The following is a 22,809-nucleotide window of genomic DNA, read 5'->3' as shown; positions in this document are numbered from 1 at the left end:
GGCAGATCCAGGTAATCGAACCCCCAGCAGCAGGGAGCGCACATGTCACCGACAAAGACACCACATGTCCTTATTCTCGGCGGCGGCTATGTTGGCCTTTACACGGCATGGGGGCTGCGTAAAGAGTTCACGGCGGCGCAGCTGAAGATCACCGTCGTCGAGCCGAACGCGTATATGACCTACCAGCCCCTGCTTCCGGAAGTGGCAGGCGGGGAGCTGGATGCGCGCAGCGTCGCCGTTGATCTGGCCAGTGCCCTGAAGAACGTGGACCTGTTTCGGGGCCGGTTGACCTCCCTGGATGTGCACACAAAAAACGCTGTCCTTATATCCATCACGGGTGCCGCCGTCAGCATGGCTTATGACCATGTGGTGTTCGCTATTGGTGCGGTCACCAGAACCTTCCCTACGCCAGGCCTCGGCGAGAACGCTGTGGGCTTCAAGACGCTCGAAGAGGCCGTGTACCTCCGTGATCTGGTGCTGCAGAATGTAGCCCTGGCTGCGGCCACCGATGATCCGGCCGAGCGTGCCAGCGCGCTGACGTTCGTCTTTGTCGGCGCCGGGTACACCGGTGTGGAGGCCCTGTCCGAACTGAGCGATCTATCAAAACTTGCCATCGATCAATACCCATCGCTGCAAAGATCCGATCTGCGATGGGTGCTGATCGAGGCGCTGGACAGAGTTGCCCCGGAGGTCGGTGTGCGGCTCTCCGGCTGGACACTGGGCCTGCTCCGCCAGCGCGGCATTGACGTACGGCTCAAAACCACCATGAAGTCCTGCATCGACGCCGAGGTAGTCCTCAGCGACGGGGATTCGTTCCATGCCAATACGATCGTGTGGACCGCCGGAGTGAAGCCCAATCCCGCACTTGACGGGACCAACGTCCCGCGCGGCCCAAAGGGACATGTCAATGCCAGCGCACGGCTGCAGGTGATTGACGACGACGGCACGCCAGTTCCCGGGGCGTGGGCAGCCGGCGATAACGCCCAGATCCCCGACCTTACCGCCGAGAACCAGCCGGCCTATTATCCGCCGAATGCCCAGAACGCCGTCCGGCAGGCCAAGCTGCTCGCCAAGAACATCGCTGCCGATATATACGGTAAACCCGTCGCAGAGTACCGGTACAAGTCGCTCGGTGCGGTTGCTTCCTATGGTGTGGGACGGGGTGCTGCGATCATCCTGGGGGTGGAACTGAAGAACCGGGCGGCCTGGTACGTGGACCGTATTTACCATGGCCTGGCCACGCCGACCTACAACCGAAAGTGGCACATTTTCTCCACCTGGATCACGCACGCCTTTGCCAAGCGGGATCTATCCCCGATGAGTGCGACCGAACATCCGCGGGAGGCGTTCCGGCGCAGCGTCGAATCCGCCGGCAAGCACTAACCGCGTTCCTGGTCCAGTCGCAGCGTCAGCGAAATCCGCTTTCGGACCGGATCGACTTCGAGCACCCTGACGCGGACCACCTGCCCGGACTTCACCACCTCGTGCGGATCGGAGACGAAGCGGTTGGCCATCGCGGAGACGTGGATCAGTCCGTCCTGGTGCACGCCGATGTCAACGAACGCGCCGAAGGCTGCAACGTTGCTGACCGTTCCCTCCAGAACCATGCCAACGTCCAGATCGCCGATCTTTTCGATGCCCTCGGCAAAGGCGGCCGTCGCGAACTCCGGGCGCGGGTCACGGCCAGGTTTGACCAGCTCGGTCATGATGTCCCGGACTGTGGGCAGTCCGAATGCCTCGTCCGTGAAGTCCTGCGGCTCCAAGGCGGCGACCGCGCCCACGCCGGCTACGACGTCGTTCATTGCAGCGCCGGCAGCAGCAAGGACCTTCCGGGCCGCGCCGTAGGCCTCGGGATGGATGCTGGTGCAATCCAGCGGCTCCGTTCCCCCGTTGATGCGCAGGAAACCGGCACACTGTTCATAGGCCTTCGGGCCGAGCCTGGGCACTTTCAGCAGATCGGAGCGCTTGGTGAACGGTCCGTGGACGTTGCGATGCGCCACGATGTTCCCGCTGAGTAGCGTCCCGACGCCGGCCACACGGGCCAACAGCGCGGGCGAGGCGGTGTTCGCGTCCACACCGACGGCGTTCACGCAGTCCTCCACCACCGCATCCAGCGACCGTTCCAGCAGTATCGGCGTCAGGTCGTGCTGGTATTGGCCCACCCCGATGGACTTCGGCTCGATCTTGACCAATTCGGCCAACGGGTCCTGCAGTCTGCGGGCAATAGAGACGGCGCCGCGCAGCGAAACGTCCAGGTCCGGCAGCTCCGCGGAGGCCAGCGCGGACGCAGAATACACCGAGGCTCCCGCTTCGGAGACCACCAGCCTGGCCACCGTTCTGGCGGGATTTTGCCCGTTGAGTTCGGTGATTAGCTCTTCGGCAAGTTTGTCCGTTTCCCGCGATGCCGTCCCGTTACCGATGGCAATCAGCTCGATGGCGTGGTCCCGGGCCAGGCGCGTCAGGGTCGCCAAAGCGTCAGCCCATTTCCGGGCCGGCGCGTGCGGATAGATGGTATCCGTGGCCACTACCTTCCCGGTGCCGTCCACCACGGCGACCTTGACGCCCGTCCGAAGCCCCGGGTCCAGGCCCAGAGTGCATCGGTTTCCCGCCGGTGCGGCCAGCAGCACGTCACGCAGGTTTGCCGCGAAGACCCGTAGGGCTGCTTCCTCCGCAGCCAGAAACAGCCGGGTCCGCAGATCGCCGGCAAACCGGGCGAGCAGCCGGGACCGCCAGGTCACCCGGACGGTCTGGGCCAACCAGGCATCCGCGGGCCGGTGATCGCTGCGTAAAACGCGCTCGTCAATGCGAAAGGACCGCGCGACGGCGCTTTCATAGCGCGCACGGGAGGCGGCCAGGCCCTCGGGATCTCGGGGATCCCCCTCCGTCACGTCCAGGGTGAGCACGCCTTCCTTTTCACCGCGCAAAAGAGCGAGCACCCGGTGCGAGGGCAGCGACCGCAGCGGTTGGACGAAGTCGAAATAGTCTTTGAACTTCGCGCCCGCAGTTTCCCGGCCGGGCTTGACCTGTGCGCGCAGCCGGCCCTGCTGCCAGAGCCGCTCGCGCAGCCCCGTCACGAGCTTGACGTCCTGGCCGGCCCGCTCAGTCAGGATAGCCCGGGCGCCGGCCAGGGCAGCGGCCGGATCGCTGACGTGATACTCCGTGCTTAGGTATTTGGCCGCTTCCCGCTGCGGATCCAGCAGCGGGTTCCGCAACAGCGCGTTAGCCAGCGGCTCCAGTCCCGCAGCACGGGCGATCTGCGCCTTGGTCTGTCGCTTGGATTTGAACGGGAGGTACAGATCTTCCAGTGCGGACTTGGTCCCGGCGGTGGCGACGGCGGCCCTGAGTTGATCGGTCAGTTTTCCTTGACCGTCGATGGCCTCCAGGACTGCCCGCCGACGCTCCTGCAGTTCCCGGAGGTAGCGCAGCCGTTCGTCGAGTTCGCGCAGCTGCGTATCGTTCAAGGTGCCCGTGGCTTCCTTGCGGTAGCGGGCCACAAACGGGACGGTAGCGCCGCCGTCGAGCAGTTCAACTGCCGCCTTGACCTGCCAGGTTTTTACCCCGAGTTCAGCGGCGATTCGGCTGTGGATGGTATCGGTGCAGGTACTCGAGCGTTCGGTCGTTTCTGTCACTGAATCCACTTTGCCAGTACCGGCCAGGCTTTAGCCAACCCGGGATGCAGCGGCAGGCCAGCGACGGCGTCCACCGCAACCCAGCACAGCTCGATGCTCTCCGGATCCGAAACGACCGGCTCGAACGGCGCGCAGACCCGAGCGATGACGGTGGTGTACCGCCAGTAGCCCAGATCCAGGACGGAGGTGGCAAGGATCTGCAGCGCGGCTGCGGGAACCGCGGCTTCTTCGTGCGCTTCGCGCAGAGCCCCGGCCACGGGATCCTCATCCAGGTGCAGAGCTCCGCCCGGCAGGCCCCATGTCCCGCCGTGGTCGCTCCACAGCGCGCGGTGCTGCAGCAGAACACCTCGATCAGCATCGTGCACCAACAGGCCGGCCGCACCGAACCGTCCCCAGAATCTGCCGCGCTCGCCCTCCACCCAGGCATCCCCCAGGTCACGCGGGCCCATTGGATGCGGCTGGGCACCGGCCGCCGGGGATGCTGAATGAGTCATTGGTCCAGACTCTCACGCGTTGCCGCATGGCCAGGTGCAGGTGCCCGTCGAACTCAATGAACAGGGCAGGGAAATGAGCACGGGGCTGCGCACCACGCGTGTGAGGAGGACCGGACCGCAGGGTCCCGGGACGGCCAGCCCGGACCAAGGCTAATCCTGCCCGCGGATGCTGGCCCATTCGGCCATGAGTCCCGGCAGCCTGGCAGCTAGGAAACGGTAGAAGCGCGCCATTTCGTGCACCCGCTTCGTCACCGGGGACGTTGGATCCGCCAACGCCTCGACGGCCTTATCCGCCAGTGAAGCCAAAGCGCCATAGACAGGACTCTCACTGGCCGCCGCGGTATACCAGGGGTCATCCGGAAGTTCGTAGCGGTCCCGGCGGCTCCCGGACTGCGCAACGCGCCGCAGTATTCCTATGGTCTGCAGATATCTGACGGCACCGGAAACGGCCGCGGGGCTGGCACCCAACTGCCCGGCAAGCTCCGCCGCAGTCAGGGCGCCGTCGTCGGACACCATGAGTGCCATTAGTACCCGGGCCGGCATTTTGGGCAACCCTGCCGAGGTGAGTACCGCCGCCGATTGCTCGACTGCGGTCCGCAACGCTTGTTCATCTCGTGCCATCTGTACTGGTGTCCTAGTCCTCGGGTTGCGGTTTCTTCATCAGGTGGTTTGAAACTCGCGGCGGCGCATGGCCACCACTGCACAAGCAGTAACGGCCACCGCGACGACCAGCATCCACACTGCCCCGCTGTAGTCCGCGCCGCTGGAAGGAACAGGAGTGTGCGTAAAGGGGGAGATGTCCCGCGCCCATTGCGGCACGCCGATCAGTCCGCCGAAAAAGCCGAGGAAGACGCCGATTCCAATGCTGCTCCACGCCAGGCTAATGGTTAAACGGGGCAGGACGACGAAGAGCAGGGCGAGTACCCCGAGATAGACCAGCGCTGCCGGCAGCTGGGCGGCCGCGGCGGTGAACGAATCGCCGATCCCCGCAGGATCGCTGCCCACGGCAAGGGCACTTAATCCCGACACGACCGCCCCCGAGAGCAGCACCAAGACAATCGCTGACAGTCCCAGCAGCAAATAGTCCCGAAACCAACGCGTCCGGGAAACCGGCGACGCCAGAATAAGCTCGGCTGTACCTGCTGTTTCCTCCTGGCGCATCCGGATAATGGTCTGGGCCGCGCAGGCGGCGGCGAGGATGCCAATCAGGGAGAACATGACCGAGATCAGGATTTGGTCCATTGAGCCACCCCCCTGCACCATGTCATGCAGCACCGCGCTGACGGTAGGATTTGCGCTGGCCGCCTGCTCGACAAGCTTGGACAACGTGCCGGCGAACAGGCCGGTGAACGCTCCTCCCAGACACCAGCCGATGATCGACGGCAGCTGCAGCCGCCAGCCCAGCGCCAACGGGCCCGACAGCACGGAACGGGCGTTGATCCGCCCGGTCGTGCCTGCCAGCAGGCTTGCGCCGCTGTCCCGATGAGCCTGCAAACCGAACACGGCCAGCAGGCACACGGCAGCGAGGACAATGTTCAGCAGCATCGGCGCGGCGTTGTTCGCTGTGTACGCAGCCGACTGCTGCCCCCAGCCAATCGGGGAGAGCCAGCTTGGCCACGCCGGGCTCATCTGTATCCCGTCCGCGCCCGCAGTACCCAGCGCGTCGCCGAGACCGCGCAGTACGTAGGCAATGCCAACGACGGCTGCCGCGGTCCCGTTTGCACCACGTGAGGTGCGCATAAACTGGGCAGCGAGCAGGCCGACAGCGAGGAAGGCCACACCGGTCGCTGCGACGGCGGCCCCGGTGACGAACGATCCATAGGGTTCGAGATTCCCGACGATAAAGGCAAGGGCCACGACGATCCCGAGCAGCACATTTGCCAGGACACCGTGAATGAGCGTCGCCACGGTCGGCGTCAGCCTGGCCGCCGGTGTCGCGGAAACCATTTCGGCACGCCCCGATTCTTCCTCGGCCCGGGAGTGCCGGACGGCCAGGAAAGTGCTCATCAAGCCGGCCAGTAGCGCCAGGAACGTGAAAATTTCGAAGAAGACAAAGGCATCGAGCCCGGCCCCCCGCGGGGTCCCCCGCAACATCAAAATGGCGGGATTGGCGATGGCGAGGCGCAGGATGCTGACCCGCCCCGCATAATCGCCGTACGTCTGCGCGACCGCCGAGGCCGAAACCAGGGCCAGAAGCCCGGTACCGGCAATCCAGATGATTAACTGCCACCGGTCGCGGCGTGCACGCTGGCGCAGGAGTGCTGATAGCGTGCTCATCGCGCCGCGGCCTCTGCTGCCCGGCGGCCTTTGGGGCCTTCGGCTTCATCGCCATAGTGCCGCAGGAAAAGCTCTTCCAGAGACGGGGGCTGCACGGTCAGTCCCTGGACCTTTAGCGCAGCCAGCATCGGCAGAACGGCGCTGACTTCATCCGTGTCGGTCGTGAAGCTGACCCGCCCGCCGCTAACGGTAAGCTCGTGGGCCCCTGGAATGCGGCCGAGTTGTTCCTGGCCAAGGCCTTCGGCGGCGAAAGAAATCCCGGTCCGCGTCAGGTGTCGCATTTGGGCAAGTGTGCCGGTCTCCACGGTTTTGCCTGCGCGGATAATGCTCACCCGGCTGCACAGATGTTCCACTTCCGAAAGGATATGACTGGACAGAAGCACGGTAGCTCCCGCCGCCGACACGCGCTGGATTTCTTGACCGAAAACTGCCTCCATCAGCGGGTCTAGACCGCTGGAGGGTTCGTCTAAGATATAGAGTTCCGCCGGCGTAGCGAAAGCAGCAACGAGGGCGACCTTTTGCCGGTTTCCCTTTGAATAGGTCCGGCCCTTTTTGCCCGGATCCAAAGCGAAGGTCCGCGTTAGCCTGTCCTTGGCGCGGGCGTAGGCAGCGCGGTCTGCTGTTCCGCCGCGCAGCCGGCTGATCAGATCAATGGCCTCTCCGCCGGAAAGGTTTGGCCACAGGCTGACATCTCCGGGGACATAGGCAAGGCGCCGATGAAGTTTCGCGGCATCCTTCCATGGGTCTTGGCCGAAGACCGTCACGGAGCCGAAACTGGCACGGGCCAGCCCAAGCAGCACCCGGAGGGTGGTGGATTTACCCGCCCCATTGGGCCCCAGGAAACCATGCACTTCGCCGGCGGATACACTCAGGTCCAGCCCGTCCAGCGCCCGCACCCGCCCAAACCGTTTGCCGAGTCCGCGTACGTCGATGATCAAATCGCCGGACGTAGTGCCTGCCTCATTTACGCCGCTCATGCCGCTCATAAGCTCAAGCTACGCTTGTTTCACAAATTTGTGAAGACTCAATTATCCAGCTGGTTCCGCACACTGGCCTGCGCGTGCGGCGCGGCGCAGGCAGGCTGAAACCTGCACGTTCAGCGGTGCCCAGCCGTGCCGGGATGAGTGCTGCACTCAGCCTTGCCCGGCGCTCGTGGAGTGGTCAACGACATGGGCCATAACCTCGTCGGCAACACCCTTCTCCAAGGCCGCCCGGACGCAGGCAGCTGCCAGCCTCGGAAGGTCCGCGGGGCTGACCAGCCCGGCCAGCGCCCGTTCAGCGGCTGGCAGCCCAAGCCGGGAGGCACCGTCGGCCACCTTTTGATCCAGAAACGGCGCCACATCCATCCAGACGGCTTGGACCTCGCGGCAAAAAATAGCCGCACCCACGGGTCCAATGCCGGGAAATTCCTGCAGACCCCTGATCAGCTCCGGCGTACTGTCCGTTGCATCGTGGAGCCGGCGCAGGTCGCCGCGGTATTTCGCCGTCAAGAGCTCAGCCCCCTCGCCCAGCATGGTCGCTGTCCGCTCGTCGTAGCGGCGGTAGTGACCCCGTCCCAACGCGTCAACACGCTGCTGCCTGCTGGCCGCGCTCATCGCCCGCGGCGTGCGGTACCCGGCGGCGAACAGCTCGTGCGCCGCAGCGACCGCCACGGATGCACTAATTCTTGCCGACAACAGCGTGCACAACACCAGCAGCTGGTACAACGGGGCCGGAGTGTCCTTGACGGTGATCCCGGCTTCCTGCGCGTAGGTTCGTCCATGGCGTTCCAGCAGCACGGCGACCGTCTTGTCCTGGGCCTTCGTCATGAAAAATCCTTCCGGTAGCGGATCTCGTGACTCTACGCGATGTGCCGCTAGGACTGCTTGGGAAGGAGTTCGGCGGAGATCAGTCGGGCAGCGGCGAGGATTTCGTCCTCGCTGGCATCCAGGTCTGAGGCAGTCATCCCCACCATATTGATGACGGCCAAGGACAGCCGGGCCCGCAGCTGGTCTGCCACACTGGCATTGGGTGGAGTAAGAATGGCAAAGAGCCGTTTCAGCTGCGCTGCCATGCCCGATTTGTCCGGGGTAATTTCCCGCATCGCCACCTGATTGGCACTGAGAAAACGAAACATCCGCAATCCCTGGTCCTGCATAATGTCGGCCCATCTGGAGAGCACTTCCCGGCGCAGCGCCGGGCCCGGTTCCTGCTCCTCGGCCCACTGGACGAGTTCTGCGGTGCGGACCAGCATCGCCGCGATCAGGGCGCGGACAATGTCTTCCTTGCTGGCGAAGTGATAATACAAAGCAGCTTTGGTGATACTAAGCTGCTCCGCGATCGCCCGCATGGAGGTCGCTTCGTAGCCGTGGTCGGCAAATAGCCGCAGCGCCACCGTTTGGATCTGTGCCCGGGTGCCGCCCATTTTGCGTGCTGCCGCAGCGCCCATTGTGACCCTCCCTTGTTTTTTAGGTTGGTAGACCAACTTGCTAACTGACCGGTCGGTAAGTACGATACTAACCGAGCGGTAAGGCCGACACAATTCTAGCCCCACCGCAATGCCAGCAACTCACAGGAGAAGAAAGAACCCGATGACCGAGTTACCGACAGTTCCGCGATCCGTGGCGGCAGCGAATAAGCGCAACATTCTGCTCGTTTTCGCCGGGCTGATGGTCACGATGCTGTTGGCATCGTTAGACCAGACAATTTTCAGCACCGCCCTGCCGACCATCGTCGGCGAATTGCACGGCGTGAACCACATGCTCTGGGTCACCACGGCCTACATCCTGGCATCCACCATCATGCTGCCCGTCTACGGCAAGCTTGGCGACCTGGTCGGACGCAAGGGCCTGTTCATCGGTGCCATTGCACTGTTCATCGTCGGTTCCGTAGTCGGCGGTCTTGCCCAAAACATGACCTGGCTCATTATCGGGCGCGCGGTCCAGGGCCTTGGTGGCGGCGGTCTGATGATCCTCTCTCAAGCCATCATTGCCGACGTTGTTCCGGCGCGGGAGCGCGGTAAGTACATGGGCATCATGGGCGGCGTGTTCGCTCTGTCCTCAGTTGCCGGCCCCCTGCTGGGCGGCTGGTTCACCGAAGGCATCGGCTGGCGCTGGGCATTCTGGATGAACATCCCGCTGGGGATCCTGGCCATCGCCTCGGCGATGTTCTTCCTCCGCCTGCCCGAGGTTGCCAAAAGGAAGCCGCGCCTGGATGCCGCCGGCATCGGCCTGCTGGCGATCGCTTCGACCTGCCTCGTCCTGGTCACCACGTGGGGCGGGACCACCTACGACTGGAACTCCGCGACCATCATCGCCCTGATCGTCGGCACTGTCATTGCAGGGACAGCCTTTGTGCTCGTGGAGCAACGCGCCGCCGAACCGATCATGCCGCTGCATCTGTTCAAGGACCGAAACTTCAACCTCACTACTGGGGCGGGTCTGATCATCGGGATCGCGATGTTCGGCGCCCTCGCGTACCTGCCGACCTACCTGCAGATGGTCACGGGGGCCAATGCCACAGAGGCGGGGTTCCTGATGATTCCAATGATGGTGGGCCTGCTGGCCACCTCGATCATCTCCGGCCAGCTGGTGAGCAAGACCGGGCGCTACAAATGGCTGCCACTGGTGGGAACTGTCATCGTTGCCGTCGCGTTGGTCCTGCTCTCCACGATGACTCCCGCACTCGCTATTTGGGTACTGTGCAGCTATCTGGCAGTCATGGGCGTCGGGCTCGGGATGAGCATGCAGATTCTCATTTTGATCGTGCAGAACTCGTTCCCGATCTCCCAGGTCGGGACGGCAACCGCGTCTAACAATTACTTCCGGCAGATCGGTGCGTCCTTGGGCTCCGCCATCGTGGGAAGCCTGTTTGTTGCCAGATTGACCACTTTGCTGACCGAACGCATGCCCGCTCCCGGCGCCGGCGCAGCAGATGCCAGCAACTCCTTCACCCCTGCCATCGTCCGGGAGCTGCCGTCCGCGGCCCGCAATGTCATCATCGGTGCTTACAACGATGCCCTGACACCGGTGTTCCTGTACATGGTCCCGCTGGTCCTTGTCGCCGTCGTCCTGCTCTGCTTCGTCAGGGAAATCCCATTGGCCACTACGATCGAACGCGATATCCTGCCGGAATCACTGGAAATTGACGGCATGACCAACAACCGCCTCGATGTACCGGCACAGAGCAGGGTGCTGGAGGAGGAGCTTTCCGGAGGCCCGCGGCGCTGAGAGCCCGGGCCGCCACAATGAGCCCCAGCGGGAGTTACTGCGCTAATCGGCGGTCTGCTGACGGCAGGCAGCCCGCCACAGGTCGGCCATGATTTTTTCCGCCGGCTCTGCGCGGCTATGCATAAATCCCGTTCCTGCCCACAGTGCCAGGCCATCGGGATCGCCGGCCAGTGCCGCGGCAGCACGAAGCGGCCGGGTGAGTTGATTGACCTCCGGGTATGCCGCGGGAGCCTGACCATCGTGCTCACGGATGAACCGGTTGGTCAGACCGCGCGCAAGGCGGCCGGAGAACGCCCGGGTCACGCTCGTGCCGGTGTACCGGCCCGAGGCCAGGGCGTCCTTGTGCGCTTGCTGCGCCCCGGACTCGGGAGAGCGCAGCAGCAGGGTCCCCAGTTGCACAGCGCTCGCGCCGGCAGCCACGAGCATCCTGACATCGGCACCGGTCCCGACCCCGCCGGCGGCGATCAGCGGCAGCCCGGTGACGTGCGCCAATTCCGCCAGAAGCGCGGTCAGGGACCGACTGCCGGGTGGGCTTCCCTCCTCGTGGGTTCCACGGTGACCGCCGGCGTCCGGCCCCTGCACACACAGACTGTCCGCTCCGCGGGCGACGGCGGCGCGCGCCTCGGCAGCGTTGGTCACAGTCAGCGTCAGGTGCGTTCCGGCGTCGTGCAGTCGTTCGACGATCTCCGGCTCCGGGAGCCCGAAGGTGAAGCTGACCAGCGGCAGCGGATGCCGGAGAAGGTAGTCGATCTTCTCGGCGTAGCCGTCGGTGTCAGCCGGGTTTGGTGCCGGAAACGTCACCGTATACCTTTGCGCCTCCGCTTCGAGGACGTGCGCGTAGTCGGCCACGCGGGCGGCGCGGGCGGCCTCGTCGGCGCGGTCGGCCTCGCCGGCATCGCCCGCCGCGCCGGAACCGCCGGGCGGAGGGGATGATCCAGCCATGGCCGCCGGTACAAAAACGTTAACCCCCAGTCGATTACCTGTCAGTTCACGGCCGACCTCAATTTCGTTCGCCATCGCCGCAGCAGTCTTATAGCCGGCGGCCAGCATTCCGAGTCCCCCGGCCCGAGCAGCGGCGGCTACCAGAGCCGGTGTGGATGGTCCGCCGGCCATCGGTGCCGCCAGCAGAGGTACCCGCAGGTTGTTGAGTTTAAGCAAGGTGCTCCTTTCCTTCATTCCTTGCCACCGGCAGTGCGAAAACACCGGGAGCACAGCACGATCACCTGTCCACTAGAGCAGATCCGCCAGCGCGACCCCTGCACCTGCCGCGGCAACGGCCAGCACCATGGTGCCCAATCCATTAATGACGGCGTACCACGTCCTGCCCGCCTGAATCAGCCGGACAGTTTCGAAGCTGGCGGTGCTGAACGTCGTATAGCCGCCCAGAAAGCCGGTGCCGGTCACGAGCTGAAAATCCGATCCGACGTGCTGCGTCAGGACCAGGCCGGCAACGAAGCCCAAGGCCAGCGAACCCGTGAGGTTAATGGCAATCGTCCCCAAAGGCAGCGACGTGCGGAACCACGAGCGGATCAGACCGTCAAGCAAAAACCGGGTGCCTGCACCAACCCCGCCAGCCAATGCGAGCAGCAACACCGTCATGGCACCCCTGCCGCGGACCGCTGTCGGTGCCGCCACGCACCGGCTCCGATGCCAGCGATGGTTGCTCCGAAACCGCCCACCAAACTCGCTCCGAGGTAGCCTGCTGCCCCAAAGATCCTGCCGTGCGCCAGCAGCACATGCGCATCCAGGGCCAGCGAACTATAGGTGGTAAAAGCTCCCATGAAGCCCGTTCCGACGAGCAATCGCACGATCCGCAGTTTCCCCGCGTCGGCGCCATGGCGGACCAATGACTCCAGGAGCAGGCCCAGCAGGAAAGCTCCGGCGACATTGACCAGTAGCGTCGGCAGCGGCCAGCCGAGCGGAGCTGGAATGAGCGTGGTCAGGGCGTAGCGCGCCAGAGTCCCGACGGCACCGCCGGTGATCACCAGGACAATGAAGCCGGGATGCAGGTGGACTTTTCGCGGCCTCCGGCGCTCCAGCCCGGGATCCGGATCATCCGGCAAGGCACCAGCAGCGCGAGAACGGGATCCACCCACCCATGTCATCGCTGCTGCCCGCCGTTGGACCCGGCCCGGCCGGGCGGCAACGGGATCACTAGCACAGGACATTCCTGCCGGTGCGTCAGATGCACCGCTACCGAACCTGTCAGGATGTCCTCCAGACGGGCGCCAATCCCCCGTTCCCGCGTTCCGACCACGATCATGGTTGCCCCAACGCTCGACGCCAGGGCACCGAGTGCACGCGCCGGATCGCCAGCAAGCGATCGGAGCGCCCAAGCCACGGGGCTAGGCGTGAGCAGATGCTCCAGCCGGGCGGTGAGGGCCGCCTTTAGTTCCTCACCATCGTCAACAGCATCGGGGTCGATGGGCCGCGAGCTTCCGGGCGCTCCGCTGCGGGCGGCGACAGGGTAAGCGGCCACATCCACGTACGCACACAACAGGTCGGTTCCAAGGCGCCGGGCCAGGGCCGCGGCGCTGAGTACGACGACGGCCGGCTGGCCTGGCATCGTCCCAACCAGCACGGGGCCGGTTCCCAGCGGAATTACGGCCGGCGCTTGTGCTCTGTCTTTGTGAACGCTGCCTTCGTGGACACCGGCTTCGTGGACACCGGCTTCGTGAACGCTGCCGTCGTGGACACAGCCTTCGTGATCACCTTCCTGATGACCACTGTGACGCTGCTGTTCGGGGCCATTCATGCCTGCGACTCACCCACCTTACATTCATCAAGGCAGGAACCATCAGCCATCTGGCGGTTTGAACCGGGCACCCGGTTCCGGCGGGATCCATCACCGGCTTTCGACTTTACCCGGCCACCGCAACCCCGCGCCAGCGCGCCTTCCCCCCTGCGCACCGCAGGACTAAGCTGCCAACATGAGCGAAACTCCAGAGGATCGGGAACCTGCAAGTGAAGACGAAGAAGCCCGGGACTCGCTGGCCGGTGACTTCTCCAAGATCCTCGATCCGGATATTGCAGACCTGGATGAGGATTCCGACGCTGGAACGGATCGGCCAAACCCCGACAGACGGTAGGCTCAAGGACTCCAAGCGCCCGACCTGGGCGTCTGCCATTCATCGCTATCCGTGGGCGAAACCCTTACCAAAAATGTGCCACATCGATCACGAGCCTTGAACCAGCACCAGGGCCGTCCAGGGTGAAGACCTGAAACGGCAGCCGCGTTCGGACACCCAGTCCGAAAGTCGTGCGATTCTCAAAGCTGCCGGCAAATGCCACCTCGCGAAAGGTAGGAAATCCGGCAACATTCGCCACATCATGACCGCCTGCGCCCGGCGCCGCTACCGTCACGCGGAGGAATGCGCCGCTCTTCAGCGGAACGCTCTTTCCGGAACCCTGTGCATACACCGAATCGACGTAGGCTACGTCAAAGCCGGCTCCCTTGCCGCTGATATCAATGACCAGACGGTCGTAGCAATCATGCCGGCCTGCACGAACACTGGCGACCGGCGCCGCCGTCGTCAGCGGACTGGACTTGGCGACCGAGCCCCAGACAATTCCACAGTAAGGGGCTGCCGACGCGGGTCCAGGCACCAAGAGCCCCAGACCCACCGCCAGCATGACCGCAGCCAACCATGACGAGATCCTTTTCATACCCGCAACGCCTCCCCTGTTGCATAATAGATAGGAATATGATACGCGCCTTTTGGCACGCGCAGCACTGAAAGTGGAACGACCCCACGGCCCTTAATGCGAGGAAAAGACATCAAGAAAAATAGCAAGCACCCTTGCCAGTTGGTGGTGATTGCGGCCTATGGTTGAACCAGGGGTACCTCAGTGGTGCTCCCCAGGTGCAGGCCGATAATCCTTCTCAAGCAGTGAAAGCGGGAACATCATGATCAGCGCGGAAAATCTGACTGACGTCGCGGATGGCGGAGGCAACGTCCTGACTCATAACGGAGACAGGATCGGCTCGATCGGACAGCTATATGTTGATGATGAGACGGGGCGCCCGAATTGGGTCACGGCCAAAACCGGATTGTTCGGCACGGGAGAATCCTTTGTACCTCTCGACGACGCCACGATCCGAGGCAATGACATTGTGGTCCCATTCAGCAAGGACAAGGTCAAGGACGCGCCGCGGATCGATGCCGACGGCCACCTTTCCGAGGAGGAACAAGACGACCTCTACCGATACTACGAGCAGGCCGGAGGAACGCGTGATACGCCCGAGGCAGGCCGCCGGAATGCTGGCGTAACAGGGACAGGCACCGACGGCAAGGACGACGACCGGCCAGCGGACATGTCGGGGCCGACTACCGACAATGCCATGATTCGTTCGGAAGAGCGGCTGCGCGTCGATACACAATCGCAGGAAACAGGGAGGGTCAGACTCCGCAAATACGTCGTCACGGAAAATGTCACCAAGACCATACCCGTCAGCCACGAAGAAATAAGGATCGAGCGGGAACCGATCGTGGAAGATCATAGCGGCGCCGCCATGAGCGGAACGGCTTTGACCGAGGAAGAGTTCGAAGTGACGCTGCACTCGGAGCGGCCCATGGTGGAGAAGGAAACGGTCCCCGTCGAGCGGGTTCGCTTGGCAACCGAAAGCGTTCCGGGTGAGGAAACGGTCAACGAGGAAGTCCGCAAGGAGAAGATCAGCGCTGACGGTGTCGATGACACTCCGGCCTACGACACCGCCTCAGGTACGGACGACTCGGGTACGGACGCCGCCGGTGGGCGGCACCTATCATGAGCAGCAGTATCGATCCCGGGAGCACCGATTCGCATCGGCCCACACCGGAACCGGGCCATCGGGAGGATCGAGCCGAGGCGGCCAATTGGGAAGCGCAGCCCGGTCGGCAGGACCGAGCCATTAGATCAGACCGGGTCAGCCGAGAAGAAACAGTGGCCCGCGAAAAGGAACGCTACGGCGGGATCAAGGTGGGCTCGGCATTCTTCGGTTGGCTGACGGCCACGGGCACGGCGGTTCTGCTGACTGCCTTGGCCGCCGCGGCCGGTACCGCAGTCGGTGTGGCGAATAACACCGACGCCGCGCAGGCATTGGATCAGGCGTCGAGGAACTCGCAAACGGTCGGCGTCGTGGGCATCATTGTTCTGCTTGTCATCCTCTTCGTGGCCTACTACTGCGGCGGATATGTGGCCGGGCGGATGGCAAGATTCAACGGCGCCAAGCAGGGGCTCATGGTCTGGATCTGGGCCATCATTATCGCCGTCGTGGTGGCCATCCTTGGTCTTGTAGCGGGGAGCAAGTTCAATATTTTGGCCAACTTGAACAGCTTTCCGCGAATCCCCGTCGATGAGGGCCAACTCACCGGCGCAGGCATCCTCGCGTTGGTGGTTGTTGCAGCCGTCAGTTTGGGCGGAGCTCTGCTGGGCGGGCTGGCGGGGATGCACTTCCACCGGCAAGTCGACAAAGCCGGCTTCGCTCCGGTCGAGGGCTGAGCCCGACGATACCCGAACGATAAGCGCCATCAGAGGGAGAACGTTATGAGCAGCTACCACCCGGAAAACGACCCGGCCAATCCGGACCAACCGGGCACCGAAAAGCCGATCGGAAAGAGCAAGAATGACAAGGCCGCTCCCGCAAATCCGGACCCGCGCAACGGCAATATCACCGGACTGGAGCCGGGAGGCGGCGTTCCTCCCGGCGAAACACCGCCGGCTGCGGGCCAAATGAGCACGGACCAGGGACACGACGAATAGGGCCTCGGATCCCTGCGGTTCGGGAGCTCTTGGTGGCTTGGGGCGGAAACGGGGCAAATTCAGCGGCGGCCTGTGTTCGTCGCTGATCCGGTTCAGCGCCGTCTTCGCCTCTTATATGCGGCGTACCTTCGCACCCCGGATTGGAGCTATGACCGATTGGCTTCTCCAGCCTCCGGCCCTTCATAGAGCTGCTGGGCCGTCGCCACACCGGATTCGGAAGAGGTAGGGAGGCGCAAGCTGAAGCGGCATCCGTCGCCAGCGTTTGCTACCTCAACGGTCCCATGATGAGCATGAATTATCCCGGCCACCAGGCTGAGTCCCACGCCGGCCCCGCTGAAGGCACTCTTGCTGCGGCCGCTGTACCTTCGCCATCCCGTGGTGAAAAGTTTCGGCAGGTCCTCGGCGGGGATCCCGCCGCAGGCGTCCTCCACCACCACAGTGGCCCAGCCGGGCTCGGTGTTCACCGCAATACGCACGGTGCTGCCAAGCCTGGTGTACATCAAGGCATTCATCATCACGTTCCGCACTGCCCTGCCGAGCGAAGCACCATCAACGGCGGCGAGCGTGGACTGGACACCGTCCCCGTTGATCTTGATATGCCGCCGTTCGGCCAGCGGTGCCAGGTCCGCGATGGCGTCACTGACCAGGTCGTATAGATCCATGGTCTCCCTCGTAACCACCATTGTTCCGGCCTGGAATTTGGAGAGCTCCAACAGATCGTTGACCAGCTCCGTCATTTTGTCCACCTGGGCGAGGATTTTGCGGTGGTAAGCGGAAACATCGGGCGCCATTCCGTCCTCCAGGGCCTCCGTCATGGCCCGCATACTGGCCAGCGGTGTGCGGAGGTCATGCGAGACCCAAGCGACCAGTTCCCGGCGCGCGGACTCGGCGGCCCTGACCCGGCTCCGGGATTCCTCCAGCTTTTCGCTGGTGGATTTCATCTCCGAAGCGAGTTCCGTCAGTTCGGAGCTGACATTTCGCGTCGGTGCGACGGGTTCGCCGCGCCCGATGCTCCGCGCTGCGCTGACCAGTGATCGGGTATTGCGGGCCACCCCCAATCCCAGAACGACGGCGACCGCGACGGCCGCGACCGACGCGATACCCACGATGTACCACATCACCTCAAGGTCCTGGGCGGAAATGAACATTGCATTGAACGCCCCGACCATTCCGGCCACCATGACGCCTACAGCGGACACCACCACCAGACAAATCTGGACGACGATGGAGGCACGGCGCAATAACCACTGGAGGAACACCGTGACGGCACCGATCGTGACGGCCCACAGGAGAACCAGACGCACAATAATAACTAGATCGTCAGCTGACATCAGGCGCCCCCGCTGCCGCAGTGGAGGAGTAAGCCACGACGGCGTCGAACCGATACCCGACTCCCCATACTGTTTTGAGTAGCTTCGGATTTGTCGGATCACTTTCGATCTTCTCGCGGACCCTGCGGACGTGTACTGTCACCGTGGACAGGTCCCCGAAATCCCAGCCCCAGACCCCGCGGATGAGCTCTTCCCTGCTGAAAACCTGGTTCGGACGGCGGAGGAAAAATGCCAGCAGATCGAATTCCCGCACCGTCAGCCCCAACGGCCGGCCGGCGGCGGTGATGATCCGCGCCGCTGGATTCAGGGCGAATCCGGCCAGTTCCACCGGCGGCTCCGGGCTGAATTCCTTGATGCTTCGCCGCATGACGGACTTGACCCTCAGGACTAGCTCCCGAGGCGAGAACGGCTTGGTGACGTAATCATCGGCCCCCATTTCGAGGCCCAGAATGCGGTCATCCTCCGTCGCCAGCGCGGTGAGCAGAATGATCGGCATGTCCATGGTTTCCCGGATCCGACGGCAGACTTCCGCCCCGTCCAAACCTGGCAGCATACGGTCGAGAATGATCAGGTCGGGAGAATGCGTCGTGGCAAGATTCAGCGCTGTGAAGCCGTCCGCCGCTATGTCCACCAGAAAGCCGGCCTGAACCAGGTAGCCGCGGACCACATTGGCGATCATCTCCTCATCCTCCACCAGAAGGATCCGGCGTCCACCGAGTTCACTGGTGCCGGCCGAATGCTGTGTGGTATTCACTCGTCCAGCATATGGGCGCTGCCCCCCGCTGGAACGCTCTGCCCCATGAGGGCCACTGGGGCACCGCCCTGTTATTGGACGGCAACGTCGGTGCCGCTGTTGCGGTCCGACCCAGTAGCTCCGCGGTCAGCGACAGTAGCCCTTAGCCGGTGCGCGCCGCGCCGACCGCGCCCAGACCAGCCGGACCGTCGTCGTTCTCGTCATCTGCGGCAGGTTCATCGTCGCCTGTAATCTGGGCCTGCATGGTTCCGCTCGTGCTCAGGGCACCCCCCTCCGCTCAACCCATTGGTCTGCAGAACTCCGGGACCGCCGGGGGACATGATGCGAGCCGGATGGACGGGGTCAAGATGCAGCCGGTGCGCGCCGTCGCCCTTCCTGTGCTCGCTAAACCGCGCGAAAGTTCCCGAACGCTCCCGTTGCAGGGGAGGATGCAGATACCACATCCGCCACTTTTCCCGGGGGGCCGGCGGACCTCAGCCAGGCCAGGAGGTCGGCCACAGCTTCCGCCGGCCCTTCGGCTATCACCTCCACGGACCCGTCAAACTGGTTGGTGGCGGTCCCCGTCAGATCCAGTTCCACTGCCCGGTGAGCCGTCTGGTATCTGAAACCGACGCCCTGCACCGCTCCGGTGATGCGGGCGGTAAGACGAACATTTTGTCTGGCGTGTGCGGTGGGTTTTTCAGCCATGGGGCCCAACTTAGCCCAGACCGGCCCCGGTCGTCACCGAACGGCTCGGTTCCCTACCCTCCAGGACCGCTCCAACGGCCACCCCATCTGGTCGCCCGCTCTGTGACTAACGGCGCAGGCGTGCCAAACCCGCGACTGCGAAGGCCACACCAAAGCCCTGGGCAATGGCGCTGATGGATTTTTCCGGGAACCACAGCGGATCGTACATGGCCGGTATCGGGCCGATCGCCGGCACATCGACGTAGTGATACAGGAGCACAGCGGCCAATCCGGCTGCCAGGACGAGAAGAGCCAGCCCAAATGCCGGTCGGCTTCCGCGGATCAGGACGTAGAGCGCGGCCACGATGGCGGCCGCGGATTCCAGGTAAAACAGGTTGCCCTCCCCTATTCCGTCCGGGGCGGCCAGCTGGTAACCGGGTGCCAGCCGGATATGTACGAGGGCGTCAACGGCCAGCGCCGCGGCCACCAGGATCCGCAGGATCATCCCGAGGGCGCTTCGGTTTGCCGGCGTGGCAGCCCGTGCCCGTCTGGTTCTGTTCGCGGAACTCACTTCACGACCAGCGTCCCGTGCATATTGCCGTGGTAGGTGCAGTGGTACTTATAGGTGCCTGGGGTTGTTGGCGCCTTGAACGTCATGCTTTCCCCGGGTTTCACAGGGACATCGAAGGCTGAGCCCTCGTCGGATGTCACTGTGTGGGCTGTACTGTCCATGTTCATCACGGTCACGGTTGATCCCGGAGCCACGCTGGCGGGACCGCTGTAGGCAAAATTTTGAATGTGGATGGTCTGCGCCGCCGCGGCCGGCGCGGACATGGAACTGGCCGATCCCGTCGTGGAGGCGGCCCCGGAAGACGGAGCCATGGACACGGTGGACGTGGAACTTGCCGGGCTGGTGGCATTAGTGCTAGTCCCCGTCCCCGCGGACGAGCAGCCGCTCAGGGCCAGCAGCAATGCGGCCGACGGGACGATGACAAACTTTGTCTTGTTAATGTTCATGACTTTCCCTTTTGTGGCCTAGGACCCAGTGTTGAGGACTTGTTGCTCTCAGTATGGAGTTCGTCGTGATCCATGTCACGGATGGCTGGAAACCGGAACTGGCTGGTTTTTGCCGTGACCGGTTGTCCCGCCACCAGTTGTGTTGCGGATCGCCCAGCCGGGTCATCCCGTTCCTGGTCCGCTATGGTCTCCGGCCAGAGGGCATGTTCGCCGTGCGGCTCCGGACCCTCTGCGCCCAACAACTGCCGATCGGCGAAGCCGATCACTGACCCGTCAGCGCTGAAGAGCAGCCCCCGCTTTCCCACGACCGTCGTCGGCTCCGGCCGATCCTTCTCGCTCGCCTGTCCCATCTCAATCCTCTCTTGCGGCCCCGGCGGGGGCACGAGGCCTGCGCAGGAGCCCCTAAGTTTCGGCCGCAAACGGCCTGATGTCCCCGCCAATCGGTCGCGGAGAGGTTAAGGAAGAATGCTCAGGAGGCATGGCTCGTGCGGTCAATGAGGTGCCGGTATCCAAGGGGAACGCATCCAACCTGCGGATATAGGCTATTCGTCGCTGAGGAGGTGCTCGGATGGGCCAGCCTTGGGGCTGGAGGCCGCCGGTACGTCCTTAAATACCTGCCGCCTCTTGGTCCCGCGGTTGAGGCCAGCTCCCCCGAAGCTCGCTCAGTTCCGGGTCAGAAGTAATTCCCAGCGTGCTCGCACCCGCTGTGCTGTCCCCTTAACCCGCTGAAAGACGGGGATTAACCTTCACGCTAGGTACCGCCGCCGTCGTCAGACTCTTTGTCCTTGTGCTCGCTCCCCCGCAGGTGCCGCTCAAGCTTTTCTTCCGCAGCTTCGCGCCGCCGCGCCACCGCACGAATCTCCGCCGTGGACAGCGAATGCTGCTCCGTGTCCGTCCGCACCCCGTTACCCGTCCGCCGCGCATGCTGTTCCTTGCTCATGCCAGCATGATCCCACGGCAGGGTCCAAGAAGAAAAGGGCTGATCTGCCTACGCGCCGGCAACCGGGTGCGGCTGCTCCCCGCGGATAGGACGACAGAGGCCATACTGGGACGATGGATGCCAGCCGAAGGCTACGTCGGGAAATGGCGCCATGGGGCAGCGCCGGCGGCGTTCAGGCCGGAAACACTCCCGTCCCCAAAACAAGTTTCCGATAATCGCGAATACAAACAAGGCGTTCCTATGTCCCGAAGTGCCCCGTAAGCCGCCGATGGAACTTCAGACTGTTCGCATCCAGGCCCGCGAACGTGACGGCAATCCCGTGCCCACGGTACTTCGTCTCGATGGAATCCAGAGCCGCTACGGTGGACGCATCCCAGATCTGTCCGTGAGTGAAATCGATGCTCACGTCCGCGGGATCGAGCGCATAGCAGAATTGGTCTACGAGATCGTTGCTGCTCCCGAAGAACAGCGGTCCACGGACGTCGTACCTCACCGAGGTGCCGTCGTCGGCCGGGACGCGTTCAACCCGGACTACATGCGCAATCCGGCGTGCGAACAACACCATGGCCAGGACAACGCCGACGAGGACGCCGATGGCAAGGTTTCCGGTTACGACGACGACGATCACAGTCAGGCTCATGACGAGGGTCTCCGGGAGCGGCATGCGCTTAAGCGTTGACGCTTTAACGCTGTGCCAGTCGACGGTGCTGATCGCGACGATCATCATGACGGCAGCGAGTGCCACCATGGGAATCTGTCCCATCAGCGAGCTCAACCCGGTCACGAGGGCCAGCAGGAAAACACCTGCTATGAAGGTGGAGATGCGGGTCCTGGCCCCGCCGATCTTCACATTCACGATAGTCTGGCCGATCATCGCGCATCCGGCGATGCCACCGTAGAAACCGGCAGCGATATTCGACACTCCCAGAGCCCAGGACTCCCGGCCCTTGTGCGAGCGAGTGTCCGTCAGGTCATCGACAAGTTTGGCGGTGAGCAGCGATTCCATCAGACCGACAAAGGCGACGCTCAATGCAGTGGGCAAGACGATCTGCAGGGTTTCCAGATTCAATGGTACGAGGAAAAGTGTGATGCCCGGGAGTCCTCCGGTCAACGGGCCTTCGCCGGCAACGTTCGGGACGTTCAGACCTGCGATGATGACGATCGCCGTTACCGCGACGATCGCGACCAAAGGTGCCGGCACCGCCGTCGTGACTTTTGGCAGGAATAAGATGATGCCCACCGTCAGCGCGAACAACGGATAGACGAGCCACGGAACACCGATCAGATGGCGTACCTGGGCGAGGAAGATGAGAATCCCTAACGCATTGACGAAGCCGATCATGACCGACCTCGGAATGAAGCGCATCAGACGCGCCAGTCCGCAGAGGCCAAAAAGGACCTGCACGATTCCCGCCAGTATTACGGCAGGCAGAATGTATTCGACGCCGTGAACCTTGACCAGTGGTGCCACGACGAGCGCGACGGAACCAGCCGCGGCGGTGATCACCCCTGGTCTCCCGCCGAGGAATGACATGGTGATGGCCAAAACGATGGACGCGACGAGGCTGACGATCGGATCCACTCCGGCAATCACGGAGAAGGAGATGACCTCCGGCACCAGCGCCAACGTGGTGACGATGCCGGCTAAGACCTCCCTGCTCAGGAGCTTAGGTGTTCGAAGAGCTGCCAAAACGGTTGGAACTGCCGGGGACAGCTGCGTGCTTGTCGGTTGTTTGGCCATTGCCAGGGTA

General features: G+C 63.6%; 26 protein-coding genes and 1 riboswitch. Of the genes, 6 read left to right on the top strand and 20 right to left on the bottom strand.

All coding sequences use genetic code 11. The features are described from left to right. Positions 1–42 precede the first annotated feature (42 nt). Positions 43–1,383, top strand: a complete 1,341-nt coding sequence (locus OS914_RS09860) for an NAD(P)/FAD-dependent oxidoreductase (RefSeq protein ID WP_267545890.1) — start codon at positions 43–45, stop codon at positions 1,381–1,383. On the opposite strand, the gene OS914_RS09855 is transcribed toward OS914_RS09860, so the two are convergent. The 7 genes from OS914_RS09855 to OS914_RS09825 form a co-directional block, all read right to left on the bottom strand. Further along, positions 1,380–3,629, bottom strand: coding sequence for a Tex family protein (locus OS914_RS09855; protein ID WP_267545889.1), 2,250 nt, complete (start codon positions 3,627–3,629; stop codon positions 1,380–1,382). The genes OS914_RS09860 and OS914_RS09855 overlap by 4 nt on opposite strands. Beyond that, positions 3,626–4,123 carry an NUDIX domain-containing protein gene (locus tag OS914_RS09850; protein WP_267545888.1) on the bottom strand — a complete coding sequence of 166 codons (498 nt, stop codon included), beginning with the start codon at positions 4,121–4,123 and terminating at the stop codon, positions 3,626–3,628. Before OS914_RS09850 ends, OS914_RS09855 begins: the two co-directional genes overlap by 4 nt. Positions 4,124–4,273: 150 nt before the next feature. Next, positions 4,274–4,744 carry a GbsR/MarR family transcriptional regulator gene (locus tag OS914_RS09845; RefSeq protein ID WP_267545887.1) on the bottom strand — a complete coding sequence of 157 codons (471 nt, stop codon included), beginning with the start codon at positions 4,742–4,744 and terminating at the stop codon, positions 4,274–4,276. Between the two features lie 39 nt (positions 4,745–4,783). Next, complete coding sequence (locus OS914_RS09840; RefSeq protein ID WP_267545886.1) at positions 4,784–6,400, bottom strand: ABC transporter permease; 1,617 nt, start codon at positions 6,398–6,400, stop codon at positions 4,784–4,786. After that, positions 6,397–7,386, bottom strand: coding sequence for an ABC transporter ATP-binding protein (locus tag OS914_RS09835; protein WP_420713921.1), 990 nt, complete (start codon positions 7,384–7,386; stop codon positions 6,397–6,399). The genes OS914_RS09840 and OS914_RS09835 overlap by 4 nt, the downstream gene beginning before the upstream one ends. A gap of 147 nt (positions 7,387–7,533) precedes the next feature. Next, entirely contained in the window at positions 7,534–8,208 is a 675-nt protein-coding gene (locus tag OS914_RS09830) for an HhH-GDP family DNA glycosylase (RefSeq protein WP_267545885.1), read from the bottom strand. 47 nt (positions 8,209–8,255) lie between these two features. Next, entirely contained in the window at positions 8,256–8,828 is a 573-nt protein-coding gene (locus tag OS914_RS09825; RefSeq protein WP_267545884.1) for a TetR/AcrR family transcriptional regulator, read from the bottom strand. Positions 8,829–8,970: 142 nt separating this feature from the next. Between OS914_RS09825 and OS914_RS09820 the strand changes: the two genes are divergently transcribed. Then, a complete protein-coding gene (locus tag OS914_RS09820) occupies positions 8,971–10,608 on the top strand; it encodes an MDR family MFS transporter (protein ID WP_267545883.1) in 1,638 nt (545 codons plus the stop codon). 42 nt (positions 10,609–10,650) lie between these two features. On the opposite strand, the gene OS914_RS09815 is transcribed toward OS914_RS09820, so the two are convergent. Genes OS914_RS09815 through OS914_RS09800 form a run of 4 tightly spaced genes read right to left on the bottom strand, consistent with a single transcriptional unit; the run spans position 10,651 to position 13,363 of the window. Beyond that, complete coding sequence (locus OS914_RS09815) at positions 10,651–11,811, bottom strand: nitronate monooxygenase (protein ID WP_324290647.1); 1,161 nt, start codon at positions 11,809–11,811, stop codon at positions 10,651–10,653. 27 nt (positions 11,812–11,838) lie between these two features. Continuing rightward, the gene (gene crcB, locus OS914_RS09810; protein WP_267545881.1) at positions 11,839–12,207 is read right to left on the bottom strand and encodes a fluoride efflux transporter CrcB; all 369 of its coding nucleotides are present in this window, start codon (positions 12,205–12,207) and stop codon (positions 11,839–11,841) included. Beyond that, positions 12,204–12,671 (bottom strand): fluoride efflux transporter FluC, encoded by a 468-nt coding sequence (locus OS914_RS09805; protein ID WP_267545880.1) that lies wholly within the window; start codon positions 12,669–12,671, stop codon positions 12,204–12,206. The genes crcB and OS914_RS09805 overlap by 4 nt, the downstream gene beginning before the upstream one ends. A gap of 38 nt (positions 12,672–12,709) precedes the next feature. Next, positions 12,710–13,363 (bottom strand): universal stress protein, encoded by a 654-nt coding sequence (locus OS914_RS09800; protein ID WP_267545879.1) that lies wholly within the window; start codon positions 13,361–13,363, stop codon positions 12,710–12,712. Positions 13,364–13,389: 26 nt separating this feature from the next. Further along, positions 13,390–13,467, bottom strand: a riboswitch (Fluoride riboswitch). Positions 13,468–13,538: 71 nt separating this feature from the next. Here OS914_RS09800 and OS914_RS09795 point away from each other — a divergent pair. Further along, entirely contained in the window at positions 13,539–13,697 is a 159-nt protein-coding gene (locus tag OS914_RS09795) for a hypothetical protein (RefSeq protein ID WP_267545878.1), read from the top strand. Positions 13,698–13,761: 64 nt separating this feature from the next. On the opposite strand, the gene OS914_RS09790 is transcribed toward OS914_RS09795, so the two are convergent. Then, complete coding sequence (locus OS914_RS09790) at positions 13,762–14,274, bottom strand: AMIN-like domain-containing (lipo)protein (RefSeq protein WP_267545877.1); 513 nt, start codon at positions 14,272–14,274, stop codon at positions 13,762–13,764. Positions 14,275–14,515: 241 nt separating this feature from the next. Here OS914_RS09790 and OS914_RS09785 point away from each other — a divergent pair, with 241 nt between their 5' ends. Genes OS914_RS09785 through OS914_RS09775 form a run of 3 tightly spaced genes read left to right on the top strand, consistent with a single transcriptional unit; the run spans position 14,516 to position 16,350 of the window. Beyond that, complete coding sequence (locus OS914_RS09785; RefSeq protein WP_267545876.1) at positions 14,516–15,379, top strand: PRC and DUF2382 domain-containing protein; 864 nt, start codon at positions 14,516–14,518, stop codon at positions 15,377–15,379. After that, positions 15,376–16,089, top strand: a complete 714-nt coding sequence (locus OS914_RS09780) for a hypothetical protein (RefSeq protein ID WP_267545875.1) — start codon at positions 15,376–15,378, stop codon at positions 16,087–16,089. Before OS914_RS09785 ends, OS914_RS09780 begins: the two co-directional genes overlap by 4 nt. Before the next feature lie 45 nt (positions 16,090–16,134). Continuing rightward, positions 16,135–16,350 carry a DUF6480 family protein gene (locus tag OS914_RS09775; protein WP_267545874.1) on the top strand — a complete coding sequence of 72 codons (216 nt, stop codon included), beginning with the start codon at positions 16,135–16,137 and terminating at the stop codon, positions 16,348–16,350. Between the two features lie 146 nt (positions 16,351–16,496). Here OS914_RS09775 and OS914_RS09770 read toward each other — a convergent pair whose 3' ends face one another. From OS914_RS09770 to OS914_RS09735, 8 genes are all read right to left on the bottom strand, one after another. Continuing rightward, positions 16,497–17,681 (bottom strand): sensor histidine kinase, encoded by a 1,185-nt coding sequence (locus OS914_RS09770; protein ID WP_267545873.1) that lies wholly within the window; start codon positions 17,679–17,681, stop codon positions 16,497–16,499. Continuing rightward, positions 17,671–18,435 (bottom strand): response regulator transcription factor, encoded by a 765-nt coding sequence (locus OS914_RS09765; RefSeq protein ID WP_267545872.1) that lies wholly within the window; start codon positions 18,433–18,435, stop codon positions 17,671–17,673. The genes OS914_RS09770 and OS914_RS09765 overlap by 11 nt, the downstream gene beginning before the upstream one ends. 384 nt (positions 18,436–18,819) lie before the next feature. Then, a complete protein-coding gene (locus tag OS914_RS09760) occupies positions 18,820–19,122 on the bottom strand; it encodes an acylphosphatase (RefSeq protein ID WP_267545871.1) in 303 nt (100 codons plus the stop codon). Between the two features lie 106 nt (positions 19,123–19,228). Further along, a complete protein-coding gene (locus tag OS914_RS09755) occupies positions 19,229–19,606 on the bottom strand; it encodes a hypothetical protein (protein ID WP_267545870.1) in 378 nt (125 codons plus the stop codon). A 62-nt stretch (positions 19,607–19,668) separates the two neighbouring features. Then, on the bottom strand, positions 19,669–20,118 hold the full coding sequence (locus OS914_RS09750; protein ID WP_267545869.1) for a cupredoxin domain-containing protein: 450 nt from the start codon (positions 20,116–20,118) through the stop codon (positions 19,669–19,671). Beyond that, positions 20,115–20,468, bottom strand: coding sequence for a hypothetical protein (locus OS914_RS09745; RefSeq protein ID WP_267545868.1), 354 nt, complete (start codon positions 20,466–20,468; stop codon positions 20,115–20,117). The genes OS914_RS09750 and OS914_RS09745 overlap by 4 nt, the downstream gene beginning before the upstream one ends. A gap of 401 nt (positions 20,469–20,869) precedes the next feature. Beyond that, positions 20,870–21,058 (bottom strand): hypothetical protein, encoded by a 189-nt coding sequence (locus OS914_RS09740; protein WP_267545867.1) that lies wholly within the window; start codon positions 21,056–21,058, stop codon positions 20,870–20,872. Positions 21,059–21,296: 238 nt separating this feature from the next. Further along, positions 21,297–22,799, bottom strand: coding sequence for a SulP family inorganic anion transporter (locus OS914_RS09735; RefSeq protein WP_267545866.1), 1,503 nt, complete (start codon positions 22,797–22,799; stop codon positions 21,297–21,299). Between the last annotated feature and the right edge of the window lie 10 nt (positions 22,800–22,809).

This window comes from Arthrobacter endolithicus, assembly GCF_026627425.1.
In the GTDB taxonomy this organism is placed as follows: Bacteria; Actinomycetota; Actinomycetes; order Actinomycetales; family Micrococcaceae; genus Arthrobacter_M.
This window is presented reverse-complemented; position numbering and strand designations above follow the sequence as displayed.

What these genes read in the sequence shown, in the direction of transcription:
- OS914_RS09840 (WP_267545886.1), bottom strand. Translation starts at nt 6,400, where the DNA reads ATGAGCACGCTATCAGCACTCCTGCGCCAGCGTGCACGCCGCGACCGG.
- OS914_RS09800 (WP_267545879.1), bottom strand. Translation starts at nt 13,363, where the DNA reads ATGAATGGCCCCGAACAGCAGCGTCACAGTGGTCATCAGGAAGGTGAT.
- crcB (WP_267545881.1), bottom strand. Translation starts at nt 12,207, where the DNA reads ATGACGGTGTTGCTGCTCGCATTGGCTGGCGGGGTTGGTGCAGGCACC.
- OS914_RS09835 (WP_420713921.1), bottom strand. Translation starts at nt 7,386, where the DNA reads ATGAGCGGCATGAGCGGCGTAAATGAGGCAGGCACTACGTCCGGCGAT.
- OS914_RS09770 (WP_267545873.1), bottom strand. Translation starts at nt 17,681, where the DNA reads ATGTCAGCTGACGATCTAGTTATTATTGTGCGTCTGGTTCTCCTGTGG.
- OS914_RS09790 (WP_267545877.1), bottom strand. Translation starts at nt 14,274, where the DNA reads ATGAAAAGGATCTCGTCATGGTTGGCTGCGGTCATGCTGGCGGTGGGT.
- OS914_RS09750 (WP_267545869.1), bottom strand. Translation starts at nt 20,118, where the DNA reads ATGAACATTAACAAGACAAAGTTTGTCATCGTCCCGTCGGCCGCATTG.
- OS914_RS09845 (WP_267545887.1), bottom strand. Translation starts at nt 4,744, where the DNA reads ATGGCACGAGATGAACAAGCGTTGCGGACCGCAGTCGAGCAATCGGCG.
- OS914_RS09860 (WP_267545890.1), top strand. Translation starts at nt 43, where the DNA reads ATGTCACCGACAAAGACACCACATGTCCTTATTCTCGGCGGCGGCTAT.
- OS914_RS09785 (WP_267545876.1), top strand. Translation starts at nt 14,516, where the DNA reads ATGATCAGCGCGGAAAATCTGACTGACGTCGCGGATGGCGGAGGCAAC.
- OS914_RS09780 (WP_267545875.1), top strand. Translation starts at nt 15,376, where the DNA reads ATGAGCAGCAGTATCGATCCCGGGAGCACCGATTCGCATCGGCCCACA.
- OS914_RS09795 (WP_267545878.1), top strand. Translation starts at nt 13,539, where the DNA reads ATGAGCGAAACTCCAGAGGATCGGGAACCTGCAAGTGAAGACGAAGAA.
- OS914_RS09755 (WP_267545870.1), bottom strand. Translation starts at nt 19,606, where the DNA reads ATGATCCTGCGGATCCTGGTGGCCGCGGCGCTGGCCGTTGACGCCCTC.
- OS914_RS09740 (WP_267545867.1), bottom strand. Translation starts at nt 21,058, where the DNA reads ATGAGCAAGGAACAGCATGCGCGGCGGACGGGTAACGGGGTGCGGACG.
- OS914_RS09825 (WP_267545884.1), bottom strand. Translation starts at nt 8,828, where the DNA reads ATGGGCGCTGCGGCAGCACGCAAAATGGGCGGCACCCGGGCACAGATC.
- OS914_RS09850 (WP_267545888.1), bottom strand. Translation starts at nt 4,123, where the DNA reads ATGACTCATTCAGCATCCCCGGCGGCCGGTGCCCAGCCGCATCCAATG.
- OS914_RS09760 (WP_267545871.1), bottom strand. Translation starts at nt 19,122, where the DNA reads ATGGCTGAAAAACCCACCGCACACGCCAGACAAAATGTTCGTCTTACC.
- OS914_RS09820 (WP_267545883.1), top strand. Translation starts at nt 8,971, where the DNA reads ATGACCGAGTTACCGACAGTTCCGCGATCCGTGGCGGCAGCGAATAAG.
- OS914_RS09775 (WP_267545874.1), top strand. Translation starts at nt 16,135, where the DNA reads ATGAGCAGCTACCACCCGGAAAACGACCCGGCCAATCCGGACCAACCG.
- OS914_RS09745 (WP_267545868.1), bottom strand. Translation starts at nt 20,468, where the DNA reads ATGGGACAGGCGAGCGAGAAGGATCGGCCGGAGCCGACGACGGTCGTG.
- OS914_RS09830 (WP_267545885.1), bottom strand. Translation starts at nt 8,208, where the DNA reads ATGACGAAGGCCCAGGACAAGACGGTCGCCGTGCTGCTGGAACGCCAT.
- OS914_RS09735 (WP_267545866.1), bottom strand. Translation starts at nt 22,799, where the DNA reads ATGGCCAAACAACCGACAAGCACGCAGCTGTCCCCGGCAGTTCCAACC.